This is a genomic window from Paenibacillus sp. GYB006 (assembly GCF_036577645.1).
Taxonomy (GTDB): domain Bacteria; phylum Bacillota; class Bacilli; order Paenibacillales; family Paenibacillaceae; genus Paenibacillus.
The window spans coordinates 1-13281 of sequence record NZ_JARBDA010000011.1; the positions used below are offsets into that span (position 1 = coordinate 1).

General features: G+C 41.0%; 8 protein-coding genes and 8 tRNA genes. 15 read left to right on the plus strand and 1 reads right to left on the minus strand.

Going from position 1 to position 13281, the window contains the following annotated elements:
- Positions 1-50 precede the first annotated feature (50 nt).
- The 15 genes from PV403_RS19140 to glmS all read left to right on the plus strand — a co-directional run bounded on the left by PV403_RS19140 (position 51) and on the right by glmS (position 11911).
- Positions 51-126 (plus strand) — tRNA-Val (locus PV403_RS19140).
- Positions 127-181: 55 nt separating this feature from the next.
- Positions 182-256, plus strand: a tRNA-Gln gene (locus tag PV403_RS19145).
- 7 nt (positions 257-263) lie between these two features.
- A tRNA-Lys gene (locus tag PV403_RS19150) sits at positions 264-339 on the plus strand.
- 11 nt (positions 340-350) lie between these two features.
- Positions 351-431, plus strand: a tRNA-Leu gene (locus PV403_RS19155).
- 9 nt (positions 432-440) lie between these two features.
- Positions 441-515, plus strand: a tRNA-Gly gene (locus PV403_RS19160).
- A 6-nt stretch (positions 516-521) separates the two neighbouring features.
- Positions 522-598 (plus strand) — tRNA-Arg (locus PV403_RS19165).
- 9 nt (positions 599-607) lie between these two features.
- Positions 608-681: transfer RNA gene (locus PV403_RS19170), tRNA-Pro, on the plus strand.
- A gap of 10 nt (positions 682-691) precedes the next feature.
- Positions 692-765, plus strand: a tRNA-Gly gene (locus PV403_RS19175).
- A gap of 372 nt (positions 766-1137) precedes the next feature.
- Complete coding sequence (gene ppc, locus PV403_RS19180) at positions 1138-3930, plus strand: phosphoenolpyruvate carboxylase (RefSeq protein WP_213534784.1); 2793 nt, start codon at positions 1138-1140, stop codon at positions 3928-3930.
- A 213-nt stretch (positions 3931-4143) separates the two neighbouring features.
- Complete coding sequence (sigW, locus tag PV403_RS19185; protein ID WP_191804071.1) at positions 4144-4710, plus strand: RNA polymerase sigma factor SigW; 567 nt, start codon at positions 4144-4146, stop codon at positions 4708-4710.
- A 148-nt stretch (positions 4711-4858) separates the two neighbouring features.
- Entirely contained in the window at positions 4859-5476 is a 618-nt protein-coding gene (locus tag PV403_RS19190) for a zf-HC2 domain-containing protein (protein WP_213534780.1), read from the plus strand.
- 240 nt (positions 5477-5716) lie between these two features.
- The gene (gene cdaA, locus PV403_RS19195) at positions 5717-6541 is read left to right on the plus strand and encodes a diadenylate cyclase CdaA (RefSeq protein WP_191803887.1); all 825 of its coding nucleotides are present in this window, start codon (positions 5717-5719) and stop codon (positions 6539-6541) included.
- On the plus strand, positions 6541-7989 hold the full coding sequence (locus PV403_RS19200; protein WP_332085651.1) for a CdaR family protein: 1449 nt from the start codon (positions 6541-6543) through the stop codon (positions 7987-7989). Before cdaA ends, PV403_RS19200 begins: the two co-directional genes overlap by 1 nt.
- Positions 7990-8087: 98 nt before the next feature.
- Positions 8088-9431 (plus strand): phosphoglucosamine mutase, encoded by a 1344-nt coding sequence (gene glmM / locus PV403_RS19205; RefSeq protein ID WP_213534776.1) that lies wholly within the window; start codon positions 8088-8090, stop codon positions 9429-9431.
- Positions 9432-10078: 647 nt separating this feature from the next.
- The gene (gene glmS / locus PV403_RS19210) at positions 10079-11911 is read left to right on the plus strand and encodes a glutamine--fructose-6-phosphate transaminase (isomerizing) (protein ID WP_213534774.1); all 1833 of its coding nucleotides are present in this window, start codon (positions 10079-10081) and stop codon (positions 11909-11911) included.
- A 501-nt stretch (positions 11912-12412) separates the two neighbouring features.
- Here glmS and PV403_RS19215 read toward each other — a convergent pair.
- Complete coding sequence (locus PV403_RS19215; RefSeq protein ID WP_213534773.1) at positions 12413-13243, minus strand: AraC family transcriptional regulator; 831 nt, start codon at positions 13241-13243, stop codon at positions 12413-12415.
- Between the last annotated feature and the right edge of the window lie 38 nt (positions 13244-13281).

Sequence of the window (13281 nt, forward strand, 5' to 3'; positions counted from 1 at the left end):
CCTTTCACGGAGGTAACAGGGGTTCGAATCCCCTACGGGTCACTTTATATGGAGATTTAGCTCAGCTGGGAGAGCATCTGCCTTACAAGCAGAGGGTCGGGGGTTCGATCCCCTCAATCTCCACCATTCATTCTTTGAATGTGTATATAATGTATGTAAAATACAAATCATATAAGAATGTTGGGGATTAGCCAAGCGGTAAGGCAACGGACTTTGACTCCGTCATGCATAGGTTCAAATCCTATATCCCCAGCCATTTATATGAGCCATTAGCTCAGTTGGTAGAGCACCTGACTTTTAATCAGGGTGTCGAAGGTTCGAGCCCTTCATGGCTCACCATATAATCACATGCGCGTGTGGCGGAATTGGCAGACGCACTAGACTTAGGATCTAGCGTCCTTGACGTGGGGGTTCGAGTCCCTTCACGCGCATTGATTTTTGCGGACGTGGCTCAGCGGTAGAGCATCGCCTTGCCAAGGCGAGGGTCGCGGGTTCGATTCCCGTCGTCCGCTCCATATTTTGCGCCCTTAGCTCAGCTGGATAGAGCGTTTGACTACGAATCAAAAGGCCGGGAGTTCGAATCTCTCAGGGCGCGCCATTTAAATATCGGGATGTAGCTCAGCTTGGTAGAGCACCTGGTTTGGGACCAGGGGGTCGCATGTTCAAATCGTGTCATCCCGATACTTAATATGCGGGTGTAGTTCAATGGTAGAACTTCAGCCTTCCAAGCTGATAGCGTGGGTTCGATTCCCATCACCCGCTCCAATTATTTAACGTAAAGTCTGGTTCAGTAACTGGGCTTTTTTTTGTATATATAGATATAATTAAGGGATCATTAAGTGTATTACTGGATGTATGCTTGTTACTAGATTGTACTTGCTTTTATGCAATTGCAAATAAATATTGGATACATTGATTAACATATTGAAGCAATAAATCAGCTTATCCACTTGTTGAATTAATCAAGGAAATCTCTAGAAATACGACAAGAAAAGCAGTATTTTACATTAAAAGTTACAAAAAACCTGTATTTTCTATCACAAAACTAAAGATTTTCACTGATTTTTATTGTATTATGTTATGAAGGTGTCATTTTTTACGTAGAATTTGTAATTAGCTGGAGATAGGAGGATAAGCATGACAGAAATTATGGTAACCGCGAACAAAAGCAATTCTAACAACTTGTTGCGCCGGGATGTGCGGTTTCTTGGTAATATACTCGGGGAGGTTCTCGTTCATCAAGGAGGTAATGAACTTCTAGACGTGGTAGAAAAAATCCGTGAAACCAGTAAGGCTTTACGGGCGGAATATACGCCAGAGTTGTATCAAGAATTCCTTAGTATGATCAAGCAATTAGATTCTGAGAAGCGCCATCAAGTGATACGAGCTTTTGCAGTTTACTTTCAATTGGTGAACATTGCGGAACAGAACCACCGAATTCGTCGCAAACGTGACTACGAAAGATCTGCAGGAGAGACTGTGCAGCCAGGATCAATCGAAATGGCTGTTAAAACTTTGAAGGAAAAAGGGTTTGAATACAGTGATGTTGAAGAAATCCTAAGTTCTCTTTCACTTGAGCTTGTTATGACTGCGCATCCTACGGAAGCCATGCGTCGTGTTATTCTGGATATACATAAACGTATATCGGAAGATGTCATGCTATTAGATAATCCTATACTAACGCTCCGGGAACGTGAACAGCTGCGGGAGAAATTACTGAACGAAGTCATTACCCTGTGGCAAACGGACGAACTGAGAGATCGTAAACCTACTGTGCTTGATGAAGTAAGAAACGGAATGTACTATTTCCATGAAACACTATTCCATGTACTACCTGATGTTTATGAAGAACTAGAACGTTGCTTGCAAAAATATTACCCAGAAAATCGCTGGCATGTACCTACGTACTTGAGATTTGGCTCCTGGATTGGTGGAGACCGTGATGGAAATCCATCGGTAACTTCTGATGTGACTTGGGAGACACTCCGAGTGCAACGTAAGCTTGCTATACGCGAATATAAACGTATTCTAATTGAACTGATGGGAAATCTAAGTTTTAGCACTAATATCGTAAACGTATCGGAAGAATTAATGGCTTCTATTGAAGAGGATCGAAAACATGTTGTCATTAAGAAAGCAGACATATGGCGTAATGAGAAAGAACCTTACCGTATTAAACTTGCTTATATGATTACTAAACTAAGTAATATTCTGGATGAAAGCACATTGGGTCAGCCGGATCGGTATGACTCCCCAGAAGAATTAATTCGTGATTTGAAAGTGATCGATTGTAGCTTGCGTCATCATTATGCTGACTATGTTGCAGATACGTATATCAAGAAAACGATTCGCCAAGTAGAGCTTTTTGGATTCCACACTGCTACGTTAGATATTCGTCAGCACAGCCAAGAGCATGAAAATGCGATGACAGAAATTCTAGCTCATATGAATATTGTGGAAGATTATTCAGCGCTCAGCGAGGAAGAAAAGATTAATTTACTTGCTGATTTGCTCAATGATCCGCGTCCATTAACATCATCTCACTTTAAATACAGTGAGAATACACATGAATGTTTGGAAGTGTATCGTACCATCTACCGGGCTCAAAAAGAGTACGGAAAGAACTGCATAAATAGTTATCTGATTAGTATGACAAGAGGTGCAAGTGATCTGCTCGAAGTAATGGTCCTTGCTAAAGAAGTTGGGTTATACCGTATTGAACCTGACGGCACTGTTGTATGCTCAATTCAGTCGGTACCTTTATTTGAGACGATTGATGACTTACATGCTGCTCCGCAAATCATGAAACGACTATTTGATTTACCGGTATATCGCAGAAGTGTTCTAGCGAGAAATGACGTACAAGAAATCATGCTTGGATACTCCGACAGTAACAAAGATGGCGGGGTAGTTACAGCGAACTGGGAACTGCTTGTTGCGATGAATGATATTACGGCAATGAGTAAAGATTACGGAGTGAAGTTGAAATTCTTCCATGGACGCGGAGGAGCTCTTGGACGCGGAGGAATGACATTAAATCGTAGTATCCTGGCTCAGCCGTCTCATACCATTGGTGGAGGTATTAAAATTACTGAACAAGGAGAGGTTATCTCTTCTCGTTATTCACTTAAAGGTATTGCTTATCGCAGCCTAGAGCAAGCTACATCTGCACTATTAACATCAGCAACTGCTGCTCGTACAGAGAAAGTCGATGAAAAAGAAGCTGGGTGGAAAGAAATCATTAGAGAGATTTCCGAAGTTTCACTGGAAAAGTACCAAGATCTTATTTTCCGCGACAAAGATTTCTTCGCTTTCTTTAAAGAATCTACTCCTTTACCTGAGATTGGGGAATTAAACATCGGTTCTCGTCCATCTAAGCGTAAGAATAGTGACCGATTTGAGGACCTGCGTGCGATTCCATGGGTGTTTGCATGGACACAGAGCCGTTACCTCTTCCCGGCCTGGTACGCAGCTGGTACGGGCCTACAGAGTTTCTACCAAGGTAAGGAAGAGAATCTGAAGGTTCTACAAGATATGTATAATAACTATCCTTTCTTTAGTACCTTGATAGATACAGTACAAATGGCAGTAGCGAAAGCGGATATGAATATCTCAAAACAGTATACTTATATGGTTAAGGATGAAGAAGTACGTAATCGGATTGTGGGACTTATTAAAGAAGAATATAAGTTAACCAAAGATCTATTGCTTAAAGTAACGGGACAACAAGAAATTTTGGATAACGTACCCGTTATTCAAGAATCAATCCGTTTGCGGAATCCGTATGTTGATCCGTTAAGTTATCTCCAAGTACAACTGCTTGCAGAGCTACGTGAACTGCGTGAGCAAGACGGCGATGATGCGGAGCTGCTTCGTGAAGTGTTGTTAACCATCAATGGTATTGCTGCAGGACTACGAAATACAGGTTGATAAGTCGTTAAATACAAAACGAAATCATGACTATAGGTTTTTCAATTAACGGGGGATCTTGTAAAAGAGACCCCGTTTTTTTGTAATATTTTTAATGGATTCTTCGCTGAAATGGATTGCATTTTAGGTGTACATCGATTACGATTTGAATGATGTAGGTAAGCCAAATAGGGCGGTACGAAAGACCCATCAGCAAGTCTGGGGGAATAGATGGTGGACAATTTAGAAAAAAGGTTGGTCAAACTCATACTAAAGGGAGATCAGCGAGCTTTTGCTGAGCTTGTTGAGTTATACAAAGACAAATTATTTCATTTGGCTTATCGTATGCTCAATAATCGGCACGAAGCGGAAGATATTGTACAGGAAACTTTTTTACGGGTATATCGGAATATGGAGAAATATGATCCAGAACAGAAGTTTTCTACATGGATCTACCGTATTGCTACGAACTTGTGTATCGATAGGTTAAGAAGAAAGAAACCTTCGTATTCACTTGATGCGGAAATTGGTGAGCAGGAAGGCACAGATGGTTATGCCATGCTCCCAAGTGATGATCGGACTCCGGAAAGTGAAGCTCTGTTATCAGAGACACAACGGATTATCCGAGATGCTATTGAAACTTTGCCAGCAAAGTATAAATCCATTATGGTACTGCGCTATTTGCAGGATCTTTCTCTACAGGAGATTAGTGAAGTATTGGACATGCCGGTAACAACGATTAAGACAAGAGTACATAGGGGTCGTGAGTTTTTACGTAAAAAACTTGAATATAAGCTATAGGTTGTTTTGTTATTTTTAAATTTAATGAAACGATCTTGATCGTCACTGCGTATAACATGAAAACGAGTCTTATGTTTAATACGTAGTTACGCAAACAAGTTATGATAAACGTGAGACTTCATAGATCTTGAGGAAAGGATATGCTCATATGGATTGCAATGAAATCACCTCTTTAATGCATGAATATTTAGATGATGAACTTTCGACTTCCCAGAAAAAGGGGCTCGAGAATCATTTGTCGATGTGTCCTGACTGCCGCATGCTTTTTAAAGAGTTAGAACAGACGGATATGCTACTTTATGCTATGAAACATTATTCCCCGTCTGCTTCAGATGAGCTGACTGATCGGATCATGAGTGCTGTACCACAACCGAAGAAGCAGCAACCTTGGCTGAAATGGGTGAAACGACATCCTGCATTTACTGCTGCTGCTGTATTTTTGTTAGTCATGTTGTCCAGTACTCTTAGCTTCTGGGATCAGAGCGATCAGCTGATCGTTAAAGGCAGTGATCTGGATCAAATCGTAATTGAAGGGAATAATGTTATTATTCCAGAAGGTAAGTCTATAAACGGCGATTTAACCGTGGAAAACGGAACAGCTCAGATATACGGCAACGTAGAAGGGAATCTTACGGTTATTGATGGTTCTTACAATATGCAAGCTTCTACAGCACATGTTTCCGGGCAGATCAAGAGCATAGACCAGGCACTTGATTGGATTTGGTATAAGGTAACAAACATCATGTCTGTTGTAGCGTATCGCTAAGAAGGTATTTATTGGTATTCGTTAAGCTATATCTTATAAACATTACCAGGGCACCTCGACTGCGAGGGGCTCTTTTTTTCATAGAACAGGGCATATTTATAATAAATGGGTAATTTGATGGTTGCTCGCTTGCAAGTTGTACTTTAACGTTATAACCTAGATATAAAGAAGAACATACTATAACTACAACTTAAATAGCGCGTAGCGTTTACTCAACAAGGGGATAACGGGGGCAAAAGGATGAACTATTTTGCGGACTTAACATGGCAAGAGTCCATTAAAGACATTATAGATATATTAATTGTAGGCTACATTATATACCAAATCATCCTGCTTGTTCGGGGTACACGTGCTGTGCAATTGCTGAAGGGGATACTCTTACTTGTGGTGATTTGGGTTGTCAGTACCTGGTTTAATCTCTACACATTAAAGTGGCTCATGAACCAATTCTTTACGTTCAGTGTGGTTGGTCTATTCATCATCTTCCAACCTGAGCTCCGCCGTGCGCTTGAGCAGCTAGGACGAGGTAAATGGTTTAATCGGATCAGTGCAGATAATGAGGAATTTAGCAGGTTTACGAACGAATTAATTAAAGCCATCAACTACTGTTCTCGCCGAAAGATCGGAGCTTTAATTGTCTTTGAACGAGAAACGGGGCTCAATGAATACACGGAATCAGGTATTAAGATGAACTCTGTGTTAAGTTCGGAACTGCTCATTAATATATTCATTCCGAATACACCGCTACATGACGGGGCTGTTATTCTACAAGGGAAACAGATTGCGGCGGCAGCCTGTTATTTACCTTTATCAGAGAACCCTTTTATTAGTAAGGAACTTGGTACACGTCACAGGGCAGCCATCGGAGTCAGTGAAGTTGCCGATGCTGTTGCCATTGTCGTATCTGAAGAGACGGGTCAGATTTCACTTGCGATTAATGGTCAGGTGGTAAGAGATATTAAAGAAGAATCACTCATTTCCAAATTACATGAAGAACTTCGTCCATCTTCTACTCTTAAAGAGAAACGTAACCCGTTCTGGAAACGGAAGGGGGGACGTCAGTAATGGATAAATGGTTCAATAATAACAATTTTGCCAAAATATTGGCGCTCGCTGTCAGTCTTTTGTTGTGGGCTATGGTTCATTCGAACGATGTTACACCGACACCAACTACCAATACTTCCATAGAACCTCGTGCGATCGATAATGTCAAAATCGAAGCTTATGGAATTGATTCGTCTAAATATGTACTGACATCCATGAGTGAAACGGAAGTGGAAATGCAGGTTAGAGGTCAACGCTCAGTACTCACTTCTGTATTTACGGATGAATATAAAGTAAGACTGGATTTAAGCAATGTTGGTCCGGGCACTACGACGCTTCCTCTTAGTCATGTGGTTCCAAAAGGTGTGGAATTTGTGTCTATGGAACCTTCGAGTGTAACCGTTACGATTGAGGAATTATCGTCCCAAACTTTTGAAGTGAATGTGGTTACCACAGGAACACCGGCAGAGGGATATGCAGCAGGGACACCGGTTATTACGCCAAATGAACCTGTAAAAGTCACCTTACCGGATAGTCAACTTGCTGCTGTCGGGAAAGTTCAAGGCACGGTTAATATTGATGGGGCAACTGAAAATGTAACTGAGAAAAAAGTGAAGTTAGCAGCTTATGATCTGGAAGGAAAAGAGATAGAAGGAGCGGTTATTGAACCAGCTGCAGTCTCTGTTGATATTCCGATAACTGAGGAGTTTGCTAAAGTTCCTTTAAAAATTCAGTATGAAGGTCAGCTCCCCGAAGGGCTTACTTTAGCCAAAGTGGATTCCAATGTGAGTGAGGTAACGTTGTTTGGAAGCCAAGAAGCGCTAGTAGGGATAGAGTCCTATAGTGGAGTGACTTTGGACCTTAGCACACTAAAAGAGGCCGGTACAGAGACAATTAATGTGGACTTGACGCCGCCCTCTGGTTTTGAGAAAATCGAGCCGAGTTCCGTTGTACTTACGGTAACTGTTGTTGCATCGGAAGAATCGTCTGTTAGCGAAAAATTAATTCGTAACGTTCCCGTTACTCTTCAGGAACCTGGGGGCAGTTTCACTGCGACAATAACTCGTCCCCAGAGTGGAAATAAAGATATAACGGTTTCTGGTCCGAGTGATATGCTGGATAATGTTGATGCTAGTGATATTAAACTTGTTGCGGACGCGAGAAACCTCAAAGAAGGTAGCCATGTAGTTGCGTTACAGGTAGAAGCACCTGAGTACGTGACGGTTAAATCTTCTTCGGCGGATCTTAAAGTTTCCATACAAGTTAAGGATGATTCGAAAGAAACGTCTACAACTCCGGCTGAACCTGAAACGAAGCCGGATGAAGATAGCGGAACGGAAGCACCGGATAATCAAGAATCCGAAGAGAATTCAAATAATGGAACCTCTGACGGGAGCACTGATGAAAATACGGAAAGCGATTCAGAAGAAAACGATAGCTCAGCTGGAGCAAATTTTTCATCACCGTAATAGAAACACTGTATAAGCCATTATAATTTTTTCAAAAAAGTAGATATGAAAACGAATTTTTGATAAAGATGATATAAAAAAAGAGGGGTAAACAAACAATGGGGAAATATTTTGGTACCGATGGAGTTCGTGGAGTTGCCAATAAAGAATTAACAGCTGAAATGGCCTACAGTATTGGCCGCTGTGGAGGTTATGTATTAGCTGGAGGAGTAGAACGTCCAAAAGTTGTGATTGGTATGGATACTCGAATCTCTGGACTCATGCTGGAATCTGCTCTAATCGCTGGACTATTGTCCATTGGAGCAGATGTAATTCGTCTTGGTGTCGTTTCTACACCAGCAGTAGCGTATTTGACGCGAACTCTTAAAGCAGATGCGGGGGTAATGATCTCAGCTTCTCATAATCCGGTACAAGATAACGGCATCAAATTCTTTGGTGGCGATGGTTTTAAACTTTCTGATGAGACAGAGAATCGCATTGAAGAATTGATGGATGCTTATGAAGATGAACTCCCACGTCCAATCGGGGGTAATTTAGGTGCGCTTACCGTTAATGATCATGCGAAATTCGAATATCTTGATTTCTTGAAAACGACAGTTTCATCCCGTTTTGATGGTTTGAAAATTGTTCTAGACTGTGCACATGGTGCAGCTTATGAGCTTGCTCCTAAGCTGTTTGCAGATCTTGGGGCTGAAGTGATTACAATTGGTGCTGAACCAACAGGCCTTAATATCAATGATCACTGTGGATCTACACACCCTGAGAAATTAAAAGAAGAAGTTCTGCGTCATGGTGCAGATCTTGGACTTGCCTTTGATGGTGATGCAGACCGTCTGATTGCCATTGATGAAACTGGTGCAGAAGTAGACGGGGACTTTATTCTGTGTATTTGCGGCGATGCAATGAACCGTGCAGGCAAATTAAAAGACGGAACCATCGTATCCACAGTTATGAGTAATATTGGATTCTATAAGGCAACTGAGAAATTAGGACTTAAAACAGCCAAAACAGCTGTCGGCGACCGTTACGTGATGGAAGAAATGCGCCGCGGGGGATATAACCTGGGCGGAGAACAATCCGGACATGTAATCTTCCTCGATTACAATACGACTGGTGATGGTATGCTGACAGGTATTCAGTTAGTAAATACACTTAAAGAGTCTGGCAAAAAACTCAGTGAGCTTAAATCGATCATGAAACAATATCCTCAGGTTCTTGTGAATGTTCGTGTAGAAGACAAGAGTAAGTTTGAAGGAAATAAAGGCATTGAAGAAGCTATTGTTGCAGTAGAGAACAAGCTCGGCGATAACGGGCGTGTCCTAGTACGTGCATCTGGAACCGAGTCATTAATTCGTGTTATGGCAGAAGGTCCAGACCGTGACGAATTGGAACAATTTGTGGAGCAAATTGCAGTTGTCGTGAAAAAAGAGCTTTCTGTATAAACTAATAAGCTGTAAAAATGAGCCTGCGAGACTAATAATTGTTTCCCAGGCTCTCTTTTCTGGGTATAAATGATGAAAATTGATGTAAGGTATAAAGCGCCATTGCAAAACGCACATGAGATGCATATAATGAGTTGTGTGATTCAGATACAGAAAGTGAGGATCGTGAGGTTACAACGTTTTAAAAGCGCCAGAACTTGTGCCAGCGTACGGAACCAGTTGTTGTCATAACAATTGGACGGATGGGCAAGTTGACGAGGTGGAGGTGTTCGGATTGTTCGGCGGGGACCTCCCGGTATTCCACCATACCGCTAATTCGAGTACGGAAAAGAAACAGGTGACTGTTTTTACAACGAATCGATAGGTGATTAACTAAAATACAAAATTAGAACATGCACGAGGAGAGCATCTTTGCTTAATACTACATGAGGTTGATATGCATTCATCGTGACATGAAACACTATAAAAAATACGGATTAGCTAAAGTAGCTAGGTGCTATGATTTCAGGACATGGTCTTATGAAAAGCTGTGAAATTTACCGTAAAGGGTTTGTCACCCGCATATCAGACAACTATTTCCTCATGCTTATTTTTGCAAAGTATGCATCCATCTCCTTCGCATGATTCAAAATCGGAGGAATTTACCTATGTGTGGAATCGTTGGATATATCGGAACTAAAAATACGCAAAATGTATTAGTAGAAGGTTTGAAGAAATTGGAGTACCGTGGTTATGATTCTGCGGGAATCGCTGTTTTTACTCCAAATGGTCTTCAAATTAAAAAAACAATTGGTCGTCTTGCAAACCTGGAAGCAAAACTGGAAACAGCTCCGCTGCAAGGGAATGCAGGAATTGGACATACACGTTGGGCTACTCATGGTAAGCCTTCGGATGAAAACTCTCATCCGCATACAGATAACAGCATGAAATTCTCTGTAGTTCATAACGGGATTATTGAGAACTACTTGGAACTGAAAGATGAATTGATCAGCGAAGGATGCAACTTTACTTCTGAAACGGATACAGAAGTTATTTCTCACTTGGTTGCACGTGAATATGACGGCGATATCGTAAAAGCAGTACAAAAAGCGATTAAACACCTGCGTGGTGCTTTTGCACTTGGAGTACTTACTGAGTATGAACCAGATAAATTGGTTGCTGTTCGTCAAGCAAGCCCACTGATCATTGGTATTGGTGAAGGCGAGAACTTTATTGGTTCTGACATTCCAGCAATTCTCGAATATACTCGTAATGTGTATATCCTAAATGACGGTGAAATGGCAGTACTGACAAAGGATTCTGTCGAATTGATGACAATCGAAGGGAATTTTATTTCTCGGGAAATGACTCGTGTCGATTGGGACGCTGTTACAGCTGAGAAAAACGGATTCGATCACTTCATGTTGAAAGAAGTTTACGAACAGCCAAAAGCATACCGTGAAACAATGCTTGGCCGTATTTCTGAAGATCATAAAAAGATTGTTCTTCCTGATCTGAATTTGACAGAAGAGCAAATTAAAAATATTAAAAACATTCAAATCATTGCATGCGGAACTGCATACCACGCTGGTCTTGTAGGACGTACAATGATTGAACAACTGGCACGTATTCCGGTAGAAACAGATGTGGCTTCCGAGTATCGTTACCGTTCACCAATCGTGAACTCTGACACACTCGTAATTGTTGTCAGCCAGTCTGGTGAAACTGCAGATACGCTTGCTGCACTCCGTGAAGCTCAAGCAAACGGTGCACACGTACTTGCAATTACCAACGTAGTAGGAAGCTCTATCGCTCGTGATGCGAACGATGTACTTGCTACACTTGCAGGTCCAGAAATTGCGGTTGCTTCAACCAAAGCTTATAGCTCCCAGCTTATTGCATTTGCACTCTTTAGCTTGTATCTTGCACAAGTTCGCGGAACACAAACAGAAGAGACAATTGCAAACATTATTGCAGCAATGCAAGCTCTGCCTGAGCAAGTTGAGCAAATGCTTGAACAAGCAGACACAATCAAAGAATATGCAGAGCAAATCTCCACACACAAGAACCTGTTCTTCATCGGCCGTGGCGTTGACTACGCTGTAGCACAAGAAGGTTCCTTGAAACTGAAAGAGATCTCTTATATTCACTCTGAAGCTTATGCAGCTGGAGAATTGAAACACGGAACACTTGCTTTGATCGAAGAAGGTATTCCTGTTATTGCTCTAGCTACACAAGAAGATGTTCTTGAGAAAACAGTAAGTAACATCAAAGAAGTGAAAGCACGCGGTGCGGATGTTATGGTTATTACCCATGAAGAGAATGTAGCAACTCTTCTTAAATCCGTAGATCAAGCTTATGCAATTCCTAAAACATTGCCAATCTTGACTCCAACACTAGCTGTTGTACCACTTCAATTGCTTGCTTACTACGCATCTCTTGCTCTGGGTCTTGATGTGGATAAACCACGTAACCTTGCGAAGAGTGTAACTGTAGAATAGTCTAGATTAAAGTCAATGTGATGTTTGATGTGAGAAGGAAATAAACTCATATCAGTGATCCCAAACTTGTATTAAAGCAAATAAAGTCATATCAAAGCTGAGCAGATCCAGGATTATTTCCTGGCATTTGCTCGGCTTTTCTTTTGTTTCAGGGGAAAGGGATTAGGGATAGGGCTATTCCCGTACCCTTTAGCCGAATCTTTTCCCTGTCTTTTACCTGACCTTTGATACGACTTTATTTGCTCAAATTGTCAGATAATTTAGGGTGAATAGGTGAAAAGGGGGTAGTGGCGGTTTTTTTTGAAGGTGAGGAGATTGGAGGAGGAGCAATACGACTTTATTTTCGTTACATACGTGTTACGAGCTTCCTACTCCTTTAACGCCTTCGTAAATGCTGTAATATAAAATCATTACCTAAAAAGTAAATGTAATTAAGTAACCTTCATCGTTGTTCATTGCATGAATCTGACGGCTTCAAAGGATGAAGCCGTCAGCATTATATTAAAGCAGCCTCTTCCTATATTCTGAGGGCGTACAGTTTTTTATTTGTTTGAAAATTTTTGAGAATAAAAGTACATCTTTATATCCTACTGACCGAGCAATATCTCCGATTTTAAGTGAAGAATTGGCTAATAAAAAACATGATTTTTCGATTCTTAGATTCAGTAAAAATTGTTGGGGCGATTTATTAAGGTACTGCTTAAATAATCGGTGCAGATAGGAGCGATCAATGGAAATATGTTTAGCCACATCATTTACAGTAATATGGTTTGCATAATTTTGTTCAATGAATTGAAGCGCATCTTCAATATACTTCTGTTGTTTTACTTCACTAGTAATTTCACGATTCGGATAAAGCTCACATAATACATAGAAAAATTCATAGAGCTTTGATGTCAGCAGCAGGTCTTTATTAGAAATCAGTGCCGTCATACTTATAATGCTTTTCATACAATCAGCCAGACTGTGCGTTTGCTCAAACGTGAAGATGGGATTGTCTGTAGATAAACTTGTCCTGTTCAGATATTCTTTTGCTTTTACCCCGCTAAAACCAATCCAAATATATTCCCAAGGGTCATCCGCATCTGCTTCATAATAAATTAAAGTGTTTGGCTCTATTAAGAAGGCTTCTTGTGGACCGAGCTGATAAGTTTTGTCTTGTACTTTAAAAACACCTTTTCCTTTTAACACATAGTGAATCATATACCCGCTGCGAATCGCTGGGCCATATGAATGTTTTCCCTCGCAAGCTTCTCTACCGCATGTGTACAAGTTAAGATCTAGATTACTGTAGGAATGATTAGAAAAATGATTAGAAAAACTCGAGGTCATTCTTGTCCCCTCCATTAATAATGCTAGAAAGTTATCAC

Coding starts and splice junctions, on each gene's coding strand:
- glmM (WP_213534776.1), top strand. CDS start 8,088: ATGGGGAAATATTTTGGTACCGATGGAGTTCGTGGAGTTGCCAATAAA.
- ppc (WP_213534784.1), top strand. CDS start 1,138: ATGACAGAAATTATGGTAACCGCGAACAAAAGCAATTCTAACAACTTG.
- glmS (WP_213534774.1), top strand. CDS start 10,079: ATGTGTGGAATCGTTGGATATATCGGAACTAAAAATACGCAAAATGTA.
- PV403_RS19190 (WP_213534780.1), top strand. CDS start 4,859: ATGGATTGCAATGAAATCACCTCTTTAATGCATGAATATTTAGATGAT.
- PV403_RS19200 (WP_332085651.1), top strand. CDS start 6,541: ATGGATAAATGGTTCAATAATAACAATTTTGCCAAAATATTGGCGCTC.
- PV403_RS19215 (WP_213534773.1), bottom strand. CDS start 13,243: ATGACCTCGAGTTTTTCTAATCATTTTTCTAATCATTCCTACAGTAAT.
- cdaA (WP_191803887.1), top strand. CDS start 5,717: ATGAACTATTTTGCGGACTTAACATGGCAAGAGTCCATTAAAGACATT.